This window comes from Bacillus sp. FSL W7-1085, assembly GCF_038595035.1.
Lineage (GTDB): Bacteria > Bacillota > Bacilli > Bacillales > Bacillaceae > Bacillus > Bacillus altitudinis.
On the sequence record NZ_CP152000.1, the window covers coordinates 262,721 to 284,244 of the forward strand.

22 protein-coding genes are annotated in these 21,524 nt (G+C 42.3%); 15 read left to right on the top strand and 7 right to left on the bottom strand.

All coding sequences use genetic code 11. From position 1 onward, the window contains the following. Positions 1–265: 265 nt before the first annotated feature. Positions 266–1,096 (top strand): YitT family protein, encoded by an 831-nt coding sequence (locus MKY11_RS01450; RefSeq protein ID WP_058336350.1) that lies wholly within the window; start codon positions 266–268, stop codon positions 1,094–1,096. 74 nt (positions 1,097–1,170) lie between these two features. Here the strand turns inward: MKY11_RS01450 and MKY11_RS01455 are convergent, their stop codons facing one another. Then, on the bottom strand, positions 1,171–1,359 hold the full coding sequence (locus MKY11_RS01455; RefSeq protein ID WP_253718706.1) for a hypothetical protein: 189 nt from the start codon (positions 1,357–1,359) through the stop codon (positions 1,171–1,173). 426 nt (positions 1,360–1,785) lie between these two features. Between MKY11_RS01455 and MKY11_RS01460 the strand changes: the two genes are divergently transcribed. The 3 genes from MKY11_RS01460 to MKY11_RS01470 are packed head-to-tail and all read left to right on the top strand — an operon-like array spanning position 1,786 to position 2,850. Beyond that, positions 1,786–2,103, top strand: coding sequence for a PadR family transcriptional regulator (locus MKY11_RS01460; RefSeq protein ID WP_008342169.1), 318 nt, complete (start codon positions 1,786–1,788; stop codon positions 2,101–2,103). After that, entirely contained in the window at positions 2,096–2,683 is a 588-nt protein-coding gene (locus MKY11_RS01465; RefSeq protein ID WP_072367545.1) for a DUF1700 domain-containing protein, read from the top strand. Before MKY11_RS01460 ends, MKY11_RS01465 begins: the two co-directional genes overlap by 8 nt. Further along, positions 2,680–2,850, top strand: a complete 171-nt coding sequence (locus MKY11_RS01470; RefSeq protein ID WP_162835678.1) for a hypothetical protein — start codon at positions 2,680–2,682, stop codon at positions 2,848–2,850. The genes MKY11_RS01465 and MKY11_RS01470 overlap by 4 nt, the downstream gene beginning before the upstream one ends. A gap of 13 nt (positions 2,851–2,863) precedes the next feature. Here MKY11_RS01470 and MKY11_RS01475 read toward each other — a convergent pair whose 3' ends face one another. After that, on the bottom strand, positions 2,864–4,081 hold the full coding sequence (locus tag MKY11_RS01475; protein WP_342501766.1) for a multidrug effflux MFS transporter: 1,218 nt from the start codon (positions 4,079–4,081) through the stop codon (positions 2,864–2,866). 211 nt (positions 4,082–4,292) lie between these two features. Between MKY11_RS01475 and MKY11_RS01480 the strand changes: the two genes are divergently transcribed. Beyond that, positions 4,293–4,829, top strand: coding sequence for a GNAT family N-acetyltransferase (locus MKY11_RS01480; protein WP_008342165.1), 537 nt, complete (start codon positions 4,293–4,295; stop codon positions 4,827–4,829). Between the two features lie 57 nt (positions 4,830–4,886). Here the strand turns inward: MKY11_RS01480 and MKY11_RS01485 are convergent, their stop codons facing one another. Further along, on the bottom strand, positions 4,887–5,093 hold the full coding sequence (locus MKY11_RS01485) for a hypothetical protein (protein ID WP_008342164.1): 207 nt from the start codon (positions 5,091–5,093) through the stop codon (positions 4,887–4,889). 114 nt (positions 5,094–5,207) lie between these two features. Between MKY11_RS01485 and MKY11_RS01490 the strand changes: the two genes are divergently transcribed. After that, positions 5,208–5,744 (top strand): DUF402 domain-containing protein, encoded by a 537-nt coding sequence (locus MKY11_RS01490; RefSeq protein ID WP_342501767.1) that lies wholly within the window; start codon positions 5,208–5,210, stop codon positions 5,742–5,744. 37 nt (positions 5,745–5,781) lie between these two features. On the opposite strand, the gene MKY11_RS01495 is transcribed toward MKY11_RS01490, so the two are convergent. Continuing rightward, entirely contained in the window at positions 5,782–7,395 is a 1,614-nt protein-coding gene (locus tag MKY11_RS01495; RefSeq protein WP_342501768.1) for a S8 family serine peptidase, read from the bottom strand. Between the two features lie 188 nt (positions 7,396–7,583). Here MKY11_RS01495 and MKY11_RS01500 point away from each other — a divergent pair, with 188 nt between their 5' ends. The 4 genes from MKY11_RS01500 to MKY11_RS01515 all read left to right on the top strand — a co-directional run bounded on the left by MKY11_RS01500 (position 7,584) and on the right by MKY11_RS01515 (position 12,075). Beyond that, a complete protein-coding gene (locus MKY11_RS01500; RefSeq protein WP_342501769.1) occupies positions 7,584–9,068 on the top strand; it encodes an amidase in 1,485 nt (494 codons plus the stop codon). A gap of 45 nt (positions 9,069–9,113) precedes the next feature. After that, on the top strand, positions 9,114–9,677 hold the full coding sequence (locus tag MKY11_RS01505) for a TetR/AcrR family transcriptional regulator (protein WP_024719023.1): 564 nt from the start codon (positions 9,114–9,116) through the stop codon (positions 9,675–9,677). A gap of 80 nt (positions 9,678–9,757) precedes the next feature. Further along, complete coding sequence (locus MKY11_RS01510) at positions 9,758–10,780, top strand: quercetin 2,3-dioxygenase (protein WP_058336306.1); 1,023 nt, start codon at positions 9,758–9,760, stop codon at positions 10,778–10,780. 161 nt (positions 10,781–10,941) lie between these two features. Continuing rightward, positions 10,942–12,075 carry a zinc-dependent alcohol dehydrogenase gene (locus tag MKY11_RS01515; protein WP_035390568.1) on the top strand — a complete coding sequence of 378 codons (1,134 nt, stop codon included), beginning with the start codon at positions 10,942–10,944 and terminating at the stop codon, positions 12,073–12,075. A gap of 21 nt (positions 12,076–12,096) precedes the next feature. On the opposite strand, the gene MKY11_RS01520 is transcribed toward MKY11_RS01515, so the two are convergent. Beyond that, positions 12,097–12,534, bottom strand: coding sequence for a MarR family transcriptional regulator (locus tag MKY11_RS01520; protein WP_007498406.1), 438 nt, complete (start codon positions 12,532–12,534; stop codon positions 12,097–12,099). 262 nt (positions 12,535–12,796) lie between these two features. Here MKY11_RS01520 and MKY11_RS01525 point away from each other — a divergent pair, with 262 nt between their 5' ends. The 4 genes from MKY11_RS01525 to MKY11_RS01540 all read left to right on the top strand — a co-directional run bounded on the left by MKY11_RS01525 (position 12,797) and on the right by MKY11_RS01540 (position 17,239). After that, positions 12,797–14,305, top strand: a complete 1,509-nt coding sequence (locus MKY11_RS01525; RefSeq protein ID WP_061417791.1) for an AMP-binding protein — start codon at positions 12,797–12,799, stop codon at positions 14,303–14,305. 67 nt (positions 14,306–14,372) lie between these two features. Further along, positions 14,373–15,755 carry an amino acid permease gene (locus tag MKY11_RS01530; protein ID WP_019743569.1) on the top strand — a complete coding sequence of 461 codons (1,383 nt, stop codon included), beginning with the start codon at positions 14,373–14,375 and terminating at the stop codon, positions 15,753–15,755. A gap of 100 nt (positions 15,756–15,855) precedes the next feature. Then, positions 15,856–16,221, top strand: coding sequence for a VOC family protein (locus tag MKY11_RS01535; protein WP_008342155.1), 366 nt, complete (start codon positions 15,856–15,858; stop codon positions 16,219–16,221). Between the two features lie 157 nt (positions 16,222–16,378). Beyond that, a complete protein-coding gene (locus tag MKY11_RS01540) occupies positions 16,379–17,239 on the top strand; it encodes an alpha/beta hydrolase (RefSeq protein WP_024719018.1) in 861 nt (286 codons plus the stop codon). A gap of 39 nt (positions 17,240–17,278) precedes the next feature. Here the strand turns inward: MKY11_RS01540 and MKY11_RS01545 are convergent, their stop codons facing one another. Beyond that, on the bottom strand, positions 17,279–18,706 hold the full coding sequence (locus tag MKY11_RS01545) for an alanine/glycine:cation symporter family protein (RefSeq protein WP_017358609.1): 1,428 nt from the start codon (positions 18,704–18,706) through the stop codon (positions 17,279–17,281). 33 nt (positions 18,707–18,739) lie between these two features. Beyond that, complete coding sequence (locus tag MKY11_RS01550) at positions 18,740–19,720, bottom strand: glutaminase (RefSeq protein WP_008342152.1); 981 nt, start codon at positions 19,718–19,720, stop codon at positions 18,740–18,742. 517 nt (positions 19,721–20,237) lie between these two features. Here MKY11_RS01550 and MKY11_RS01555 point away from each other — a divergent pair. After that, positions 20,238–21,524, top strand: coding sequence for a sensor histidine kinase (locus MKY11_RS01555; protein WP_017358607.1), 1,287 nt, complete (start codon positions 20,238–20,240; stop codon positions 21,522–21,524).

A 21,524-nucleotide genomic window follows, 5' to 3' on the forward strand; every position in this document is an offset into this window, starting at 1 on the left:
AGTGTTTTTGTCAAGGAGAGGAATAAGCATCACATGACGGAAAAACCCTGAAAACATGCGGGTTTGAGTGCATAAACATACAGTTGAAATAATAGAAAACCAAGTCATTGACAGCCTCTAAAAAGAGATATATATTATGGAAAGGTTCATTTCAGAAAGCTTCATCAAAAGGCGCCGTCTTTTGATTTTTATTTTGTCCAACGACTGTCTTCTTTCGTGCAGAAAGAGGGTTTTTTATATGCTTAAAAAAGGAGGAAAGAAGAAATTGAAAAAATGTTTAAAAGATATTGCAATGATTCTAGTTGGTTCTTTTTTATTTGCTGCAGCTGTGAACATGTTTGTCATTCCACTTGAGTTTGGTGAAGGCGGCGTAACCGGGCTGTCCATCATTTTCTACTATATGTTTGAGATTGCGCCGTGGCTGACAAACCTTGTGTTGAATGCGATTTTATTACTTGTGGGGTATAAATACTTGGACAAGAAGACCACGATCTACACAGTGGTAGCTGTCGCAAGTAACTCTCTATTTTTACATTTGACCACTACATGGGTGGTGAATGTCCATGAATTGATCATTGGTTCTATTTTCGCAGGGATCATCATTGGTATTGGCATTGGTCTTGTTTTAAGAGCGGGCGGTACAACAGCGGGATCTGCCATTCTTGGCCGAATTGCGAATAAGTATCTAGACTGGAACGTGAGCTACGCCATCTTGTTCTTTGATCTGATCGTTGTTTTTGCTTCTTACTTTATTATTGGTGCGGAAAAATTAATGTTTACGATTGTGATGCTGTATGTGGCGACTAAGGTGATGGATTTCGTCATAGAAGGGCTTAACACGAAAAAAGCAGTGACGATTATTTCTTCATGCAAAGATGATATTGCAGAAGAAATCAATCACACCTTGGATCGAGGCGTGACCATTTTAAACGGTCGCGGTCATTATTCGAAGGAATCGAAGGAAATTCTCTATGCGGTTATTCAAAAGCAAGAGCTTATGCGTTTAAAGAAAATCATTAAGAAAATTGATCGAGACGCATTCGTTGTTGTCCATGACGTGCGTGATGTGTTTGGAGAAGGATTTGTGAATATATAAAAAGTGAAAAAAGACACCTCCACTATAAAGTGGGGGTGTCTTTTCATATGTTGAGTGATCTTATGTTTAAGGGACTATTTTTTCAAGGTATCATCTTTTTTCTCGTTACTTTTCAGAACGAAAAAACGTATACACTCAGCAATGGCCGCTCCCACCACAAACAGGATGATGGGTGTAATGGTAAAAGGTTGTTTGAAGATGAACAAATACACGATATAACACAAAGTTAGTGTAATGACTAAAGTGAGATAATTACTCCACATTTTTTTCAAGGTCATCAGCTCCTCGTTTTTTAAGGTCTACCATTATTCGGTATTGGTTGGGTTGAAAAGAACTAGCCACTTTCAGCCGTTCTCATCACTTTAATTCGAGTTGAGTGTTCGTAAAACTTAGTATGAAGTTCATAAGGATAAGCCATTGTGAATGAACTTCTTAATTCCATACAATTCAGCTTATCCCTTTAAAATAAAGAGATTAAATGAGTTGTTTCCTATGATATTCGTTCCTGTGTATGTTTGTTGTCTACAATAGACACACGCTAGATTTATCTTGATTAGGTGAAGCCTTGAAGAAAGAGAAACTTCCTGTATGAAAATTTATAGGGACGTTGAGAGTGAAAAGTTGCAAAAGATACCTCTTGTCACACCATACTATGTATTGTATAGTATAAATAGTTAGGAGTTGTAAACATGAATGCACAACTAAAAAAAGGATTACTGGAATTCTGTGTACTGGCGGTATTAAAGAAAGGCGATTCCTATGGTTATCAAATGATTAAAGATATGTCCCATTGTATTGAGATTTCAGAATCGACATTATATCCGATATTAAAGCGGTTAGAGCAAAACAATTATGTGGAGACCTATTCACAGGAACATAACAGTCGATTAAGAAAATACTACCGGATGACAAAGAACGGACGGGAGCATATCGCGCAATTTTTAGCGGAATGGGATCAAGTGATGGCGATTTACGACTTTATTTCTGGAGGACAGGGCAATGAATAAAAAAGAATTTTTAGCTAGCTTAGAGAAGCACCTGCATCGTCTAGGCGAAAAAGAAAGTGATCGGTTCATCGAGTATTACGATGAAATGATCGAGGATTATCAGGAAGATGGCTACAGTGAACAGGAAGCAGTTCATCAAGTCGGTCAGCCTGCCATCATCGCTGAAGGAATTTTGAAGGAACAAGGAATCAAAACCATTCAGGTGCCGACGTTTGGAGAAAAAGCCACAAGGCTCTCCATCCTCATTTTAGGCTTTCCGTTATGGGGCAGCATTCTAGCAACAGTCTTCCTGCTGATTCTTTCTGTGTATATGGTGATTTGGTGCGTTCCACTCGTGACAGGTACAATGACGCTAGTTGGTTTGCTCGGTGGTTTTTGGAGTATCATTGGTTCTCCATTTATTTTTCAGGATGGTTTGCATGTGGTGGTGACGCAGATCGGAGTTGGGATTCTTCTATTAGGTGTCGGATTATTAAGCGGCATAGCCACGGCGTATTTAACAAAGCTATTTGTGCAAGGGACTGTTCAAACCACTAAGGCATTCATGGGAATGTTTAAAAAGAAGGTCGTGAGAGTATGAACGTGAATGATTTAAAAAAGCAATGCATCAAATGGGGGATCATCTTCACCGTTGCCGGAGGAATTGTCATGGCAATTGGTTTTGGACTTTCAGGCTTTGACCTAGATGCATATCAAAACAATGACCAGAACAATGTGTTCCGCACGATCAATTGGAGCAAGCCATAAATGAAAGACCCGCTTATGCGGGTCTTTTTTTCGCTCTGGCAACAAAGAAAAAATAACAGCAGAGTGCGCCAAGGTCACAGAGCATAATAATCAGCCCCATGGGAAAGGCAGTCTGGCTTCCAGCTAAGCCGACAAGGGGTGTCATGCATGCGCCAAGAAGCATTTGTGCCACACCGATGAGGGCAGCGGCACTTCCAGCATGCGCACCGTGATGCTGCATCGCAAGAGAAGGAGCAGAGGTGCCGACAATCCCAACACTTGAGACCACAAAAAAGAGCGGAATGAGGATGCCATAAAGCCCTGCATCAATAGAGATCATCACACACAAGGTGACGCCCCCTAAAGCAGCTGTCATCAGCCCAATGCGAAGGACTTTCTCCTCACCAATTTTCGCAGCAACGCGGGCAAATACTTGTCCGGCTGTGATGATGCCAAGACTATTCAACGCAAAGGCAGCGCTGAAGCCTTGCGGAGAAAGGTTGAAAATCTCCTGCAATACAAACGGTGATCCAGAGATATACGCAAACATGGCGGCGAAGACAAGTCCTTGTGAGAGAGCATATCCGACAAAGAGTCGATCGCTCGCTAGAATTTTCATCGCACCTAGGATCTGTTTGAAGCCTCCAGTCTGTCTACGTTCCACAGGTAAGCTTTCTTTCAATGAAAACAACGATCTTAGAAGCATGAGCGCCCCGAGGATTCCTAGCAGAACAAACACACCCTGCCACGTCGTGAACCGTAACATTTGTCCGCCCACGATCGGTGCCGCTGCTGGAGCCACTCCGTTGACTAACATGAGCAAAGCAAAGAATTTCGTCATTTCTGAGCCTTCATAATGATCTCGTACGATGGCTCGTGCAATGACAATGCCTGCTGAACCAGCAAGTCCTTGAATCAGTCTTAAAAGAATGAATGTCCAAATTGATGTGACCACTGTACATAAAAGAGAGGCCGCAATAAAAATGATCAATCCAATCATGAGCGGCTTTCTTCTGCCAACTGTATCACTGATTGGACCTGCAATCAGCTGTCCAAGCGCAAGTCCAATCAAACAAGCCATGAGACTTAACTGAGACAGCGCCGTGCTTGCTTCAAAGTCACGGGCGATATTAGGTAAAGCAGGTAAATACATATCCATTGCCAGCGGTGCAAGGGCTGTTAAAGAGCCAAGAAGCGCGGCAAGGAGGAATCGATTTTTTTTCGATTCTTGGGGATAAGATAAAGAATTCATATGATGACACTCCTCGTATACGTCCTCAAATCAGCATAATGAATCAAGCTTTCCATTTCAATCAAAATTTTCAAAGAAAATTTCGTGCAAAATAATTGATCTTTAAAAGAAGACTCTTTACATTGAATGAGTAGAGAAAAGAATCAGATCATCGGCATGCAGTGATTGCATGATACGTATATCCATTCATAGACAAACAGGAGGTGCTGGCATGGAGCAGCAAGAGTTGATCATTCGTCAAGCGGTGAGTGAAGATCATGAGGCGATCACACATGTGCTGATCAAATCATACGCACAGTATGAGCCTCAATTTACAGAGGAAGGCTGGCAAAATTATTCTGCAGCCCTGCGAGCGGCTGTAGATAACCCAAACATGGAGTTGATGCTTGTGGCCGAGCTTGAGGGCAAGGTCGTGGGGACCCTTCAAATGTTCCGATCATCAGAACAGGCATATGACAAGCCGGAGATGGGCATTACTTCAGCGATTGTCCGGTTTTTAGGGGTAGATCCTGATGTGAGAGGAAAAGGTATTGCAGAGTCCTTGTTGCGTAAAAGTATAGAACTGACGCAATCGTGGGGCGAGAACGTCCTGTACCTTCATACGTCGGATAAAATGCAGGCCGCCATTCGTTTATATGAAAGAATGGGCTTTGAACGGGCACTTGATAAAGAATTTGTGAATCAAAATGGGACGCATGTGAAGAGCTATCAGTATGTGATCAAAAAAGAACAGCCGGCTGGCTCATAACACGCTGTATAAGAAGAGGAAGAGCATGTCCTGCATGGACGGGGCTCTTCCTCTTTCTCATGATACCCATACGTTCAGTGCCATATATGAAAAGCACCATGAGATTAATCCGAACATGACAAAGAATTTCAACACATGTTCATAAGGGGTCAGCTTTCGATCTCTTTTCGTTTTCACAAGCCGCCAGTAAAGGGCATAGCCACAAAAAACCAAGATGATTTGTCCGAGTTCTGCTACGGTTTCGATGATTGTGATTCCGTTCATTTGTTTTCACCTCACCATATGTCTTCCATAGGCAGCAGCAGTGAACCTTTATTTCTTCAAAAGAAAGCAGTGTATACTAGAATAAGAAGTAGATGCAGAAGGGGTTGTGACCGATTGTTTCCGCTATATGCAAATTCTTGGGAGGACGTCATTGAGAGAAAAATCAAATATGATGATCAGGTTGTGGAACATACGTGTCAGCTGTTAGATGCACAGGAGCAGCAAGTCGTGTTGTTTCATAAAATTCAAGAACCATTTACAATGGTTGCTGGTGATGGCACTGTCACGATTCCAAAAGGGAGTTATACGACCGCCTATTATTGGACGGACCGGCCTTACAATGTCTATTTTTGGCGGGATGATCAAGGCAATGAACTTGGCTCTTATTTGAATATCGTCAGACATACATGGTTTGAAGAACGGGTGGTGATATTTGAAGATTTATTGATTGATCTACTCGTTCTTCCGAATGGTGATTTCTTTGTTTTGGATGAAGATGAACTGCCGGAGAGTTTAGCTTCCTTTGAACACGGCTCGGTTCATCGAGCACTCCGTGATGTCATCCATTCGTTAGCGCACATCCTCGATCAAGTGAGGCTGGATGCGAAAGGGAAGTATCATCACACCCTCTTTCAGAAGATGTTGAAATAGAAAAAACGATTCCTTGCTGAAAGGAATCGTTTTTTTATCAAACCTTGATCCGGTTTAGTCGTTTTTGTAAAGCAGTTTTTGTTTTAGATGCTTTTAGTTGTTTGACCGCACTTTGAGCGGTTGCTTTTGTTTTCTTTGTTCGTTTGGCTTCGGCTTTTTTGACTTTTTGTTTGGCATCTGTCACTTTCTTTTGATAGGCGACTTGTTTTTTGACTTTGTCGAGCCGGTTTTGCAGGCTTGTTTTTTCTTTGCCTTTGGATAGCTTTTTAATGGCCGTTTGGGCACTTTTAATCGAGCCTTGGGTTTTACTTTTTTCAGCTGATTTGACCTTCGCTCGTGCGTCACGAATATCAATGGCTGTTTGGACTTTTTTGACTCGGTCAGTGAGTGCGGTTTTTTGCTTGCTGGCAGTGAGTCTGCCAATTTTCGTTTTGGCTTGATCAACATCTGTCTGTTTTTTAGATGTTTCGGCTGTCTTGACTGCGCTTGTCGCAGCCTTTAAAAAGGTTGACTGCGGCACATATTGCACGCGGCCATAGCCGAATTGTGGATCTTTTCCTTTTGCGCCAAGATCCACTGTATAGCTGCGCAATAAAGTGCGGAGCTGAACATTTGTTTTCTTAGGATGTAGCTGTTTTAACAGCGCCAGCATTCCTGTGACATGTGGTGCCGCTTGTGATGTACCCGTTGCATACCAATATTCATTTTTCAAATAGGTACTGATGACGTTCTCGCCGGGAGCGGAAAATTCAATTCCTTTCCCCGTATTAGAGATGGAGGCGAGTTTGTCTTTGTCAGTCGTTGCGGAAACAGCAATGACGCTATTGTATGCGGCAGGATAACTAATCCCATTCTTCTTTCCATCATTTCCACTTGCAGCAACGACCAGCAGTCCTTTTTTGTATGCTTCATCAACTGCTGAACGTAAAATCGGAATGTTATCTTCAAAACCTAGACTTAGGTTGATGATATCCATCTTATTGCTAATTGCCCAATCAATGCCTCGGAGCAGACTGTATAAGTCGCCTTCTCCTTTTTTATCTAATACTTTTACAGCATACAGCTTCACACCAGAAGCGACACCGACCGTACCGTAATCATTATTGAGCGCCCCAATTGTACCGGCGACATGTGTTCCATGTCCTTCATCATCTTTGTAAGAAGACGTGTAATCGACGAATGATTTACCGCCGGCTACCTTTAAATCTTCATGTGGGAAAATACCAGTATCGAGAACGGCTACTTTCACATTTTTCCCTGTCACGCCTTCTTTGATTGCTTGCTTTACATTGAGCTTCTGCAAGTTATAAGATTTTTGTACCAAAGCATCCTGACCAGTAGCAGCAGCCGTTTTTTTCACGGTAGAAGAAGCGAGTTTGACCCTAACGTTTTTTGAAACATAAGCGATGTTTGGGTCTTTTTTAAGTGAGGTGACAGCTTGCTCATCTGCTGTCACTGCTACAGCTGGAAGATGTATGTATTGAGCGTTCACTTTTTCACTTTCTTGAATAGCCGTTTGTTTTCCTTTTTGATTTTTATAGACGATGATGACATCTGTTTCTTTTGGTGGTGCAGCTGCCTGCGAATGGAAGGGCAAAGCAGTTGTCAAAGCAAGAAGAAACGCGATGACCACGACGATTTTCTTTTTCAAGGCAATGGCTCCTTGCATATGAGGTGACCTCCGTCTTTTTTTCTTTATTATATCGGAGAAATAAGATAGATGGTTAGAAGAATCATAGTCTAGAAAGAAAGTTTTTTTCACACGTATCCCGAAATTGAATTTCATAGAATTCTAGTAGACAATAGAGAGATCATAATATGAGAAAGAAGGACATGCCGATGAATGTAAAAGAGTATATGATGTATGATGCGACGGGACTGGCGTCACTTGTGCAGAAAAAGCAGGTCACACCCGAAGAGCTTGTACAAGCTGCATTTACTAGATTGGAAGAAGTGAATCCAGTACTAAATGCGGTGATTCAGACTAGACGAGATCAAGTGTTCAAAGACATGAAGTCACTAGATGCGGATCAGCCTTTTGCTGGTGTTCCGTTTGTGTTGAAAAATATATCGCAGGGGCTGGAGCATGAACCTTTGACGGCGGGTGCTTTGCTGTTAAAGGATGTAAAGGCGCAAACAGATTCCCACTTTGTCCGTCGATTGAAGCAGGCTGGGCTCCTCATGATCGGTCATACGAACACACCTGAATTCGGATTGAGAAATGTGACAGAACCCTTTTTATATGGTCCGACGAGAAACCCTTGGAATGCTGACTATTCTCCGGGCGGTTCAAGCGGCGGGACGGCAGCAGCTGTGGCAAGCGGCATCGTACCTGCGGGTGGAGCGAGTGATGGCGGAGGGTCTATTCGGATTCCGGCATCCTTTACTGGTTTATTTGGACTCAAGCCAACAAGGGGGAGAACACCGGTCGGCCCGGGTGCAGGAAGGCAGTGGCAAGGAGCTTCCATTGACTTTACACTCACAAAAACAGTTCGAGACAGTGCAGCCCTGCTTGATTTGCTTCAAGTCATTCAGCCAGAAGCTGCGTTCCAAACGCCATTATATGACGGCAGCTATCAGGAGGATTTGGTGAAACGAACCTCTTCTATGCGAATTGCTTACAGTGTAGACTCTCCAGTAGGCACGAAGGTGAGTGAGGAAGCAAAGCAGGCAGTCTTGAACACTGTGAAATGGCTGAGTGAACAAGGGCATCAAATAGAAGAAGTGAAGCCGGACATTGATGGTGTCCATCTGATGCAGCAATATTACGTCATGAACAGCGGTGAAATGTCTGCCTTATTTACCTCTCTGGCTCGTTCATTCGGGCGTCCGGTGAAGCCGGAGGAGACAGATATTGTGGCATGGGTACTGGCGGAAGCAGGAAAAAATGTGACGGCTGCTGCTTATACAGAAAGTCTTGATGCATGGGATATGGCCGCTGCAAAAATGGCCGCATTTCATCAAACCTACGATCTATATGTGACCCCAGCTACTGCCTATTCGGCTCCAAAGGTTGGCGAGCTGATGCATAACGATCAAGAAATGGCTGCATTGTTACGTGTGTCATCCCTTTCAATGCAAGCACAGCAGGATCTGATTTATGAAATGTTCCTCAAGAGTTTGACCTACACACCATTTACACAGCTGGCTAACCTAACCGGCCAGCCATCTATGAGTGTGCCAGTTCATCTCACAGAAGCAGGCATGCCTTTAGGCGTACAGGTGACAGCACCAAAAGGAAAAGAGGACTGGCTGCTCAGACTGGCGTCAGAAATAGAATCATCCTCATTATGGAAAGGAACGCATCCATTACTGAATCAATAATACAATGGCATTGACGTTGGTCTATGGAGGAAAGGAGTGTCACACGTGAGTACGAAGGACAAAATCATTCAAACGGCCGCACTTCTTTTACGTAAACAGGGGTATCATGCGACAGGGTTGAATCAAATCATTAGAGAGAGCGGCACGCCGAAAGGGTCTCTTTATTATTACTTTCCAAATGGAAAAGAAGAGCTAGCCATAGCAGCCGTTGAATATATTAGTCAAAGGGTCATCGATCAAATTGAAGAAAGTTTTGCCTATTCTGATGACCCATATGTCGCCGTCGATCATTTTATGACAAATATCATTCGGGGTTTTATGGAGCAAGAAAGTGAAAGAGGGATACCGATTGTCTTACTGGCGGCAGAGTCAAAACCTGAACATACAAAACTTCATGCTGCATGTAAACAAGAAATGATTCGCTGGCAAGAGCTTGTCAAAGAAAAGTTGATGAATAGCGGATATGATGAAACAAAAGCGGATGAGCGGGCATCTCTCCTTCATTCAATGGTCATCGGCGGATTATCAATGACTACTGCATTAAAGCAAACGACACCTTTAGAGCACGTAAAATGTTACCTTAGACACTTATTTATGCGAGAAGAGTAAAATCTCTCGCATATTGCCTATCTATTATATCAATTGGTCTATATAATAAAGATAGTCAATTAGTCATGAGGAGTGATGGGATGTCGGAGCAACCACAATCGATCAAGCAATCCGAAGATACCTCTTTTTATACCGTGTCAGGTTCGGGGGAGCTGTATGGTTTGGAAAATCAGCTTGTACATGTGCTGGCAGAAGCAAATCAAACAAATCAACTGTTTGAGCTCGTCTTAATCACAGGTGGGAAAGGTGCTTACTTTCCGCTGCATTGTCATGAGACGCTATTTGAAACCATCTTTGTGCTGGAAGGGAAGCTGGAAGTGATACTGGACGGTAAAAAGTATATGGTGACGGCCTGTGATTATATTCATATACCGCCCAAAACAATTCATGGCTATAGAATGCATAGTCACAAAACACGGTTTATTTCTTATGCACTGGGCGGGCAAATGACAGATGTCTATCAGCAAATCGGAAAGAGGCTGTTGCAGAATGAATGGCCGATGACTGATCACCCATTTGATGCAGACAGCTTTCATCAGGCTGAAAAAGAAAGCGATATCATGTTGATGCACGGCATAAGGGAGCTATCCAATACAACCAAGCCAGCTGTTTTGTTTCATAGTCAGCTCCCGCGCGCAGTGCAGCCATATGTGCTGGAGGCTGGTGAAGGAAAGCAATACTTGGTCGAAGGTCAGCTTCATGAGCTGATTGCGACAACAGAAACAACAGGAGGCGGATTCAGTTATTTTGTGATTGAAGGGACAAAGGGAAAAGGCTTACGTCCGCATTATCATGAAGTGCATACAGAAGCACTTTATTGTGTTGAAGGCAGAATGAATCTTCAGTTAAACGGAGAAAATATTTGCTTGATGCCGGGGGATTTTGCTTATATTCCTCCGAATACCGTTCACTCGTATGAATTAGTGTCTCATTCAAATAAATTTTTGGTTTTGCTGCTGCCTGGCTATATTGAGCAAGTGTTTGAACAATTTGAAGAAGCACAAAGTCCAGGTATGTGCCCTTATTTTATACAGGAAGGGAACATGATGGAGGGTGGGGAGACCTCTGCTCAGTATGATTTGGTGTTTGTCGAAGAAAAATAGCTGTGTAACGCGTTACACATATTGAAGTAAACAACCTGCTGAATCAATCGGCGGGTTATTTTGTTTTCCCTTATGGAACAGCATCCATATTCATATGCATGAACCATCCATTCAAGGTGAAGCTATAGAAATGCTGACTTGAACTAAAGGAGGAAATGCAGATGAGAGCTGTCACCTATCAAGGGAAAAGCCGCATTGCGGTAAAGGAAGTAGCTGCACCATCTATTCAAGATCGTGAAGATGTCATCGTTCGAATTACATCTACAGCTATTTGTGGGTCAGATTTACATTTATATCAAGGGAATTTCCCGCTTCCTATCGGCTATGTGATTGGGCATGAACCGATGGGGGTGGTAGAGGAAGTCGGGCCGGATGTCACTGCGGTGAAAAAGGGAGATCGTGTCGTCATTCCATTTACCGTGGCGTGTGGTCAATGTCAGTATTGCCATCACCATTTAGAAAGTCAATGCGATCACTCAAATCCCCATTATGATTCAGGCGGACTTTTTGGATACAGTGAGAAATATGGGAATTACCCCGGAGGACAGGCTGAATATTTACGTGTGCCCTTTGGAAACTATACACCATTTAAGGTGCCGGATGATTGTGAGTTAGAGGATGAACAATTGCTGTTTTTATCAGATGTTCTGCCAACTGCTTATTGGAGTGTAGAACACGCAGGTGTAAAAAAGGGGGATACGGTTATTGTGCTAGGATGTGGACCTGTTGGGTTAATGGCACAGCAATTTGCTTGGCAAAAGGGCGCAGAGCGGGTCATTGCTGTTGATTACATAGACTATCGCCTTCACCATGCAAAACGAATGAGCGGCGTAGAAGTATTTGATTTTACAGAAGACCCTGACATGGGAGAAACCCTAAAAGAGCTCACAAAAGGTGGGGCGGATGTTGTCATTGATTGTGTGGGGATGGATGGGAAAAAGTCACCGCTTGAAAAGATTGAACAGAAGCTCAAGCTGCAAGGCGGAACGATAGGGCCCATTCAAATTGCCACAAAAGCCGTGAGGAAATGCGGGACTGTTCAGCTGACGGGTGTGTATGGAGGTCTTTACAATATGTTCCCATTGGGTGCTTTTTTCGCAAGAAACGTCACGCTGAAAATGGGACAGGCGCCAGCGAGAGGGTACATGTCAAAGCTTTATCAAAAAGTGACAACCGGGGAAATTGATCCTAGAGCGATCATCACACATCAATTACCGCTAGATGACGCAGCTCATGCGTATCACATATTCAATGAAAAACAAGATGATTGTATAAAAGTCATCTTAAAGCCATAAAAAGAAGGCTTAGGATATTTCCTAAGCCTTTAATGTGCGCTCGTCCATCATTTTTTCGATTAATTCAAAAAATGTTTTTTTATCTTCTTCTGATAGGTGATTGAACAGTTGATTGACAAGCAGCTGACGATTGTCGATCATTTGTCTGGCGATTTGTTCACCTGATTCAGAGAGTGTAATCCATACCGTACGGCGGTCATTGTTATTTCTAGAGCGGATAATCAGCCCTTCATCTTCTAAGTGATTGAGAGCGGTTGTTGTTGCGGAGGGAGATAATGAAACTTCCTGCAGAATATTTTTCACAGTACATGATTGATGGCGGTAGATGATGCGTAAAATAAACCCTTTTACATTCGTGACGTTTTTCGGGATATTCTCTTCATCTATTCGTTTCGTCGCCTTTAAATACTTTGTCAGTGCATGGTCTAACAAACTTGCCTCTAGCTCGAAATGTTGCATTCTCCATACCTCTTTTCCTATTGCATTCGCATTTTCCGATCAATTACTAGGTCTATCTTATCATAATAAGCATCATCATTTAAACCAAAATGGAAGACGGCTATAAAATTACCTATATTATCAATTAATAAAAAGAACAATTCCAAAATGAAATGATTTTACTTTCACCTTTTTTTATTTTAGAATGTGAATGAGATAAAATCTGCCAATCCAATTCTCTGGAAATTGGCTATTGGACATCAAACGTTTGGAGATGAAGATATTGAATACTTTACAGGCATTACTAAACGACAGAATGGAACGCTCTTCACAAATTGAAGCGGTAACTGGCGGAGGTGTGTCTTATACATTTGAAGAATATGCAAAACGCATTGATCAACTGGCACATTACTTACACCGTAAAGGAATTCGAAAAGGTGACCGGGTGTGCTTTATTTGTCAAAACCATCATCACTTTTCTACGATTATGCTGGCAGCCATTAAAGCAGGTGCAGTCGCCGTACCGCTTAGCTGGCAGCTTACCTCTTTTGAGCTAGAAGGTATCTTGAAAAAAGCAGAGCCAAAGGCTTTATTTTTTGACCGTGAATTCCGTGACATCATTGCGGCAGTGAATGTGTCTTTAGAAGATTGTCTCATGGTGGAATCTGGTGTCAATGCGAAAACAACACAGCTGTTTGAAGACATATTGGCGTCTAATGATGGAAGTGATCTTGCTGAAGAGGTATCAGAAGAAGATTTGGCCATGATTTTATTCACCTCAGGTACAACAGGCAATCCAAAAGGCTGTATGGTCGGACATGGACGAATCTATCAATTTTTAACACGACGTGGGAATCGAGGATTTGATCTGAAAGGAAAACGGTACTTGGCAAGTCATCCGCTGTATCATATGAGTTCTATTAATCACTTGATTGCAGCTGCAATTGAAGGGTATACGTTAGTCTTCTTACATGATGCAACACCGAAACGCATTTTAGAAACGATTGAGAAAGAAAGAATTACGTTTATGATGGCTTTCCCATCAGCTTATACGTACATGCTAGAAGAAATGAAGCGCGGTTCGTACGATCTCTCATCTTTTGAAATTGCGATTTCTGGTGGTACGAAGGTACCGGTACGCTTAATTAAAGATTACAAAGAAGTAGGCATTCAGATGATGCATGGCTATGGAAGTACAGAAGCGTGGGTTGTGAGTGCGTGGCATCCAGCGATGGGCGAGGATAAGATGGGCTCTGCTGGTAAAGTGGATCCGGATGTAGAAGTCAAAATCGTGCATCCTGAGACAGAAGAGGCGCTCCCAGCTGGAGAAATTGGCGAGGTCGTCATGAGAAGCCCATTTTATTTCTTAGGCTACTATCATCAACCTGAAGCGACAGAGAAAGTGCTCAAAGATGGCTGGTTCCATATGGGGGATGCAGGCTATCTGGATGAAGACGGTTTTCTTTACATCACAGGGAGATACAAAGATGTGATTCTATACGGTGGGGATAATATTTATCCTGACCAAGTGGAAGAGGTCATTGATCAAATTCCAGGTGTAATTGAATCTGCTGTCATTGGGGTACCAGATGACTTATATGGTGAAGTACCAAGTGCGTATATCGTAAAAGACGAATCTGTCGATTTCTGCGAAGAAGATGTGGTGAATTACTGCAAGGAACGTTTAGCAGATTACAAAGTGCCATCCATTCATTTCACGCAGGATCTGCCAAAAAATAAACTTGGTAAAATCATGAAGAAAGATTTACGTGAATTGGTTGTGAATGCGTAGGACCTATTCTGCTATAATGAAATTTGAATGATTTTTTTGTTTTTCTAACGTTTTGGAGGGAAAGGGTTTGCGACATATACTTCGTAAGAAACACATTCACGATTTGTTAGAACAGAGCAGACAGCAAAAGGTAAAGAAAACACTGGGCGGGCTCGATCTCACGCTCCTTGGCATAGGGGCTGTGATTGGGACGGGGGTCATGGTGTTAACCGGAATTACAGCAGCTAAGGATGCAGGACCGGCTGTTATTTTCTCCTTTGCGATCGCAGCGATTGTGTGCAGTTTAGCAGCACTTTGTTATGCAGAAATGGCTTCCGCGCTGCCTGTGTTCGGCAGTGCGTACATTTATTCATATACCACAATGGGTGAACTCGTAGGTCATCTCATGGGGTGGACGTTATTATCTGTTTATATGCTGACTGCTTCAGCTGTAGCGAGTGGCTGGTCGAGTTATTTTAACAGCCTGCTGGAGGGGTTTGGAATCTCAATTCCACATCAATTTTTAGCTGGTCCAGAACAAGGCGGATATATGAATTTGCCAGCAATTATCATTGCTTTACTCATTGCGTGGATCCTATCTAGAGGAACGAAAGAAAGTAAAAAATTCAATAATATCATGGTGTTTGTGAAACTTGGCATTATTGTTCTTTTCATTGTAGTAGGTGGTTTTTATGTAGAGCCAGCCAATTGGCAGCCGTTCATGCCGTTTGGTACGGAAGGGATTATTGCTGGAGCCGCTGCTGTGTTTTTTGCCTTTTTAGGGTTCGATGCCATTTCAGCTTCTGCAGAAGAGGTGAAAAATCCACAGCGGAACCTGCCAATTGGTATCATTGGTTCATTGCTCATTTGTACGATCATTTATATTGTCGTTTGTTTGGTCATGACAGGCATGGTGCACTATACGAAGTTGAATGTGACAGAGGCAATGTCTTATGTATTGCAAAGTGTCCATCAACATAGCGTGGCTGGTATTATTTCTGTCGGTGCTGTGATTGGATTGATGGCTGTGATTTTCGCCAATAATTATGCGGCAACTCGAATTGCTTTTGCGATGGGGCGGGACGGGCTCTTGCCTAAAGTGTTTTCAAAAACAAACAAAAGTGATACACCTGTTGCAAGTATATGGGTGATTGGCGGGATGACAGCTGTTATTTCAGGGTTTATTGATTTGAAGGATCTGTCCAACCTAGCCAATATCGGTGCATTATTAACGTTTGCGATGGTGAGCTTATCCGTACTCATTTTGAGAAAGACACATAAACAGCTGGAAAGGGGATTCCGGGTTCCGTTTGTACCGGTTTTGCCAATTATCTCGATGGGCTGTTGTGTGTTTCTGATGCTCAATTTACCAGGCCGGACATGGCTGTACTTCGGGGTTTGGCTGATTATCGGTGTCGTCATGTACGCAGCGTATTCTAACAAACACAGTGAATTAGCGAAATCTGCTTGAGAAAAAGGTGCAAATCCGTTGACGATTTGTGCCTTTTTTCATACGATTTGGGATAAGCTATATAAGAGATAATGAACGGAACAAGAGGAGGATGAGGGAAATGATCAGCGTTAGTCCATATATTGTCGTAGAAGACGTCAAAGAATCTCTTCAATATTATCAAGGAATTTTTGGCGGAGATATTCGTATCTTAAATGAACATCAAGACCGTGTATTGCATGCTGAGCTGCACCTTGGAGAATCACTGCTCCACTTTTCAGATACATTTGGCCGCACACCAAAACCAGAGAATCTTCGATTGATCATGCAGTTTGACAATGAGGAAGAGTTAAAGGCTGTATACGAGGCGCTTGAAGCTGACGGAGATGTCCTTGTGGAATTACAGGATACGTTTTTTGGCGCACTTCATGGACAAGTACAAGATCGGAAGAATGGTCTGATATGGGTGCTGAATTATATGAAATAAAGACGTTTTGCGTGAAGACAAACCCTCGCATTCGTTGTCAGTAATCTGAGACCTTCACCCTTGTGAAGGTTTTTTTGTGAGTGTTTTTATTTTCTGAAAAATGGAAAATATGCTATGTTGGAAGAATGATAAGACATGGGGAAAGGGTGGAAAAGGAATGGATCAAGTTGAGTTTCAATATATTCAAACAAACGGCATAAAGCTCCATACGGCAATGGCTGGTCCTGAAGATGGCCCACTGCTGGTTCTGCTGCATGGATTTCCTGAGTTTTGGTATGGTTGGAAAAATCAAATCCTCCCCCTGGCTGAGGCGGGGTATCGTGTCGTTGTTCCTGATCAAAGGGGATACCATCTGAGTGACAAACCAGAAGGAGTCGAATCATACGTCTTAGACAAATTAAGAGATGATATCGTGGGATTAATTAAGGCGCTGAGCCCAAATCAAAAGGCTATTGTCGGCGGACATGATTGGGGCGGAGCGGTTGCTTGGCACCTTGCTTCAACCCGTTCTCAATATGTAGAGAAATTAATCATCGTCAACATGCCGCATCCCCGTGTGATGATGAAGGTCCTTCCGTTTTATCCGCCGCAGTGGAAGAAGAGCTCTTATATCGCGTTCTTTCAGCTTCCAAATGTACCCGAGGCAGCCCTTCAAGAAAATCACTTTCAAAGACTGGATGAAGCCATTGGACTGTCTGCTAGACCTCATCTGTTCACGAAGGAAGATGTCTCAAGCTATAAGCTGGCATGGACGCAGCCGGGAGCCATTACGTCCATGTTGAATTGGTATCGAGGTATTAAAAAAGGCGGCTTTGAAAAACCGATTTCCAAACGAATTCTCGTTCCTGTCCGCATGATCTGGGGAATGGAGGACAAATTTCTAAGCAGAAAGCTCGCAAAAGAAACGATCAAAATTTGCCCAAATGGACAGCTGATTTTTGTCGATGATGCGACTCATTGGATCAATCATGAGAAACCAGATGTCGTGAATAAGCTCATTCTCGAATTTTTAGCATAAAGGAAAAAGCTCTGATCATATGACCAGAGCTTATTTGTTTTATCCGATTTGATTCTTTTTCAAGGAAACCGGTTCGTCGTCCCAGCATTCAATCTCTTCATTGTTTGGAACGGCATTTTTATAGAAAACAGGATCTTTGCCTTCTTTTTTCTGTCTCATGTAATCCTTCAGTGCTGCAAAGGCGACTTTGGACAACATGGTAATGGCAATGAGGTTGACGATGACCATGAGACCCATGAATAAGTCAGCTAGACCCCAAACGAGAGGAACAGTGGCAACGGCTCCGAATAGAACCATGCCAATGACAGCAACACGATAGATGTTGAGCCAAATTTTATTCGCTCCCAAGAACTCAATGTTCGTTTCACCATAGTAATAGTTACCAATTAACGTACTAAAAGCGAATAAGAAAATCATGATCGCCAGGAATCCAGAAGCCCAAGGCCCAATGTGCTGGCTTAATGAAGCCTGAGTTAGCTCAATTCCTTCCAGATTGGTTGTTTTATACGCATCAGAGAACAGAACAAGAAAGGCTGTACTTGTACAAATAATTAACGTATCTGTTAACACACCAAATGCTTGGATTAATCCTTGTTTGACTGGGTGGCTCGTGACAGCAGTTGCTGCTGCGTTAGGGGCACTACCCATACCGGCTTCGTTTGAGAAGAGACCGCGTTTAATCCCTTGTAACAATGCTCCACCTAATGTACCGCCGGCAAACTGTTCAAATCCGAAAGCATGCTTCACAATCGTACTGATGACACCTGGTAGTTCAGTGATATTTGTGATAATGACAAAGAAAGCAATCCCGATGTAAGCAACGGCAAGAAAAACGACAATATATTCAGATGCTTTTGCAATCGCTTTGATTCCTTTGAAAATAATGAACGCAAAAATAACAGCCATAACGATTCCGACAGTTAAACGATCTAGGCCAAAAGAGTTTTTAAAAGCGACGGTGATTGTATTTGATTGCACTGCGTTAAAGACAATCCCAAAAGAGATCGTGATCAGGATGGCAAATAAAATCCCCATCCAGCGCTTATTTAACCCTTTTTCCATGTAATAAGCAGGTCCACCGCGGAATCCTGTTTTATCTTTTACTTTATACACCTGAGCTAGTGTACTTTCAACAAAGCTTGAAGCAGAACCGATAATTGCGACGATCCACATCCAGAAGATTGCGCCAGGTCCACCGATCGCAATAGCGATGGCAATCCCTGTGATATTCCCTGTTCCTACACGTGCTGCCATACTGATGGCAAAAGCTTGGAACGGTGAGATCCCCTCTTTTTCTTTTCTTCCTTCTTTTAGAACACGCAGCATTTCTTTGAGCATTCTGACTTGCAGGAAGCGTGATCTATATGTGAAGTAGACCCCTACTCCAAGTAACAGAGCAATGATTAGATAAGTCCAAATAAAATCATTTGTAGTTGTTAAATAAGATAGCAAAGCTTTTTCGTTCATAACATCACCTCTTCGAATTCATCACTGTTCTTTTTAAAAAATACTGAGATCCCACTCTTTGGCGAGTTTCTTCAGCATCATGACACCAGTAATACTATTTCCACAATCGTCAATGGCAGGACCATAAATGCCGATACCGCAGCCTGTCTGAAATGGGAATTCTCTTCTTGCGCTTGGCGGAACGCAAGCCATGATTCCTCCAGACACACCACTTTTGGCTGGAACGCCTACGAAAGCGGCAAAATTACCAGACGCATTGTACATGCCGCATGTCAGCATCAATGCCTTTGTTAGTCTTGCGATATCTTTTGGGATGACTTGGACTTGTTTAAAGGGATGGTAGCCATCACTTGAAATAATCAGTCCAATCAAGGCGATGTCCTCTGTTGTGACCTCAATGGAACATTGCTTTAAATACACTTCTAACGTGTCCTCGACATCTGATTCTAAGTAATTGGTTTCTTTTAAATAATAAGCAAGTGCCCGGTTGCGGTGGGCAGTTGCCCATTCTGATTGATAAACCTCTTCATTAACAGAAGGACGCTTCCCTATTAAGTTTTCGATTAAATCGAAAATATATGCTAGCTTTTCTGTAGAAGTCTTTCCAGGAAGGATGGAGGATACGGTAATAGCTCCAGCATTAATCATTGGATTAAAGGGCTTCCCTGGTTTATGCATCTCAAGGCGGTAGATGGAATTAAATGCATCACCAGTTGGCTCTACATCTACCCGATCCAAGACGTACGGAACGCCTCTTCCTAAACAGGCAGCTATAAAGCTGATGACTTTTGAGATACTTTGCAGGGTAAAGGGAACGTCCCAATCACCATAACGTACAGATGATCCATCTGGGCCTATCACGCTGATACCAAGTTGAGAGGAATTTACTTTTCCGAGTGCTGGAATGTAGCCAGCGTTCTGCCCGTTTTTGTAATACGGACGTATTTCTTCTGCCCATTGATCAACAGAAGACTGGCATGCGTGTTGTGTATTATTAGAAATTGCTGTTTTCATACGATTCCTCCAATCAAAAATCAAAAAGTACCCTATTGAATTGGCGGATGACAAAAAATGCGATCAAATAGGCACGAAAACATGTTACACATCTTCAAAGAACTTGTCATGCGCTGCTTGTACCACTCCTTTACACCTAAATATATGTTCAAATGAAGGCTTTGGCGGCGAAACAACAAAAAGGGTTTTTAGTGAAAATTCAGAAAACGCTTACATATAGTTTCACTAAAATTGTTCATTCAATTTATCTTGGAAACTACACAATCTGACGAAAATCTACAGAAAAACTTACAAATAAAAATCAGTCTGCATGTAATTGTCTAAACAATTCCCATTATTGTAGACAATCTCCAAATCGTAGAATGGCTGAAAGGTCACCTTGCCTTCTCGGAGAATAGTCATAAAAAATGATTTTGAAGAGAGAAGTAGCCGTGAAAATAATTTTTTTGCTCATTGTGAAGCAAAGAGTCTCCTTGTATACTGTGGCTATGTAAACAGGGGAAGGGATGTCAGTCATTTGAGTTTAAACCAGCTTGTCAAAAAAGACGCATTTATTTTGATTTTTATGATCGTCATTGTGCCGCTTGCGGGAGAGCTGAAGTTTTATCCTGTGAATGAAACATTTCGTATTAGTTTTGGGGCACCTGCGTTTTTCTTTTGCTTATTACTTTTAAGAAAATCAAGACCATTGCTGCCAGGGTTTTTAACAGGCGCAGCCATTGTCCTATTTCGGGTAGGTTTAGATCTTATTCAGCAAAAAGCTGATCTGGCTCTGTCATTTTATCAGCAGTTTCCGAGCTTCTTTTTTTACTTTACTTATGCTTTTCTTTTCTTTGTTGTCCGTACAGGACGTTTCAAGCAACGTTCCATTTTTATTGGGCTGATCGGACTGATGATTGAACTGCTGGCTGATTTTGTTGAGCTGTTTGTACAATTTTTAGTGTTTGATACAACCATGACTTTCTCAAAGCTGAGTGATATGATCCTCATTGCATTTGCTCACAGCTTCGTGGTCATCAGCTTTTTTAATATGATGAGGCTGTATGAGGCACAATCAAGAGAGAAACAAATCATGAAGCAAAATGAGCATATGATGATGGTCATTTCAAATTTATATGAGGAAACAGTTCATTTAAAGAAAACGTTAAATCATACAGAGCACATAACGCAAGAATCCTATCGGCTCTATCGTCTGCTGAATGAACATGAGGCAGGAAAGAAAGTGAGTCAGGAGCTGCTGAAGCTTGCAGGGGAAATACATGAAGTCAAAAAGGACAATCAGCGTATTTACGCTGGGCTTTCAAAGCTGATTTCAAAGGAAAATATGCAAGATTATATGAGGGCAGAGGATCTTGTTCAAATCGTGATTCGCATTCAAGAGAAATATGCGCTATCTCTCGGGAAGAACATTTCCTTTACATCTGATATAAAAGGCATTCACTTGCATGAGTATCATGTGTTCATTTTCTTATCGCTGATTAATAATTTAATGGCAAATGCAGTTGAAGCAATCAAGGATGATGGAGCCATCTCACTCGTATTAAAAGGGAGTCATGATAAAATAGAGATTCGGGTTGAGGATGATGGACCGGGTATTCCTGAGAAATTGAGAGAGATTGTATTTGATCCTGGATATACCTCAAAATTTGATGCATATGGAACACCGTCAACTGGGATTGGCTTATCCTATGTGAGAGAGCTGGTTCAAGAGCTGGACGGTCAAATCCAGATTGAGCAGAAAGAAACGAAAGGAACAGCTTTTCAGCTTGTCCTTCCGATAAAAAATTTAATACAGAGAGGGTGA

Coding starts and splice junctions, on each gene's coding strand:
- MKY11_RS01510 (WP_058336306.1), top strand. CDS start 9,758: ATGTCGGAGCAACCACAATCGATCAAGCAATCCGAAGATACCTCTTTT.
- MKY11_RS01540 (WP_024719018.1), top strand. CDS start 16,379: ATGGATCAAGTTGAGTTTCAATATATTCAAACAAACGGCATAAAGCTC.
- MKY11_RS01515 (WP_035390568.1), top strand. CDS start 10,942: ATGAGAGCTGTCACCTATCAAGGGAAAAGCCGCATTGCGGTAAAGGAA.
- MKY11_RS01550 (WP_008342152.1), bottom strand. CDS start 19,720: ATGAAAACAGCAATTTCTAATAATACACAACACGCATGCCAGTCTTCT.
- MKY11_RS01535 (WP_008342155.1), top strand. CDS start 15,856: ATGATCAGCGTTAGTCCATATATTGTCGTAGAAGACGTCAAAGAATCT.
- MKY11_RS01485 (WP_008342164.1), bottom strand. CDS start 5,093: ATGAACGGAATCACAATCATCGAAACCGTAGCAGAACTCGGACAAATC.
- MKY11_RS01500 (WP_342501769.1), top strand. CDS start 7,584: ATGAATGTAAAAGAGTATATGATGTATGATGCGACGGGACTGGCGTCA.
- MKY11_RS01480 (WP_008342165.1), top strand. CDS start 4,293: ATGGAGCAGCAAGAGTTGATCATTCGTCAAGCGGTGAGTGAAGATCAT.
- MKY11_RS01545 (WP_017358609.1), bottom strand. CDS start 18,706: ATGAACGAAAAAGCTTTGCTATCTTATTTAACAACTACAAATGATTTT.
- MKY11_RS01460 (WP_008342169.1), top strand. CDS start 1,786: ATGAATGCACAACTAAAAAAAGGATTACTGGAATTCTGTGTACTGGCG.
- MKY11_RS01455 (WP_253718706.1), bottom strand. CDS start 1,359: ATGTGGAGTAATTATCTCACTTTAGTCATTACACTAACTTTGTGTTAT.
- MKY11_RS01465 (WP_072367545.1), top strand. CDS start 2,096: ATGAATAAAAAAGAATTTTTAGCTAGCTTAGAGAAGCACCTGCATCGT.
- MKY11_RS01470 (WP_162835678.1), top strand. CDS start 2,680: ATGAACGTGAATGATTTAAAAAAGCAATGCATCAAATGGGGGATCATC.
- MKY11_RS01520 (WP_007498406.1), bottom strand. CDS start 12,534: ATGCAACATTTCGAGCTAGAGGCAAGTTTGTTAGACCATGCACTGACA.
- MKY11_RS01475 (WP_342501766.1), bottom strand. CDS start 4,081: ATGAATTCTTTATCTTATCCCCAAGAATCGAAAAAAAATCGATTCCTC.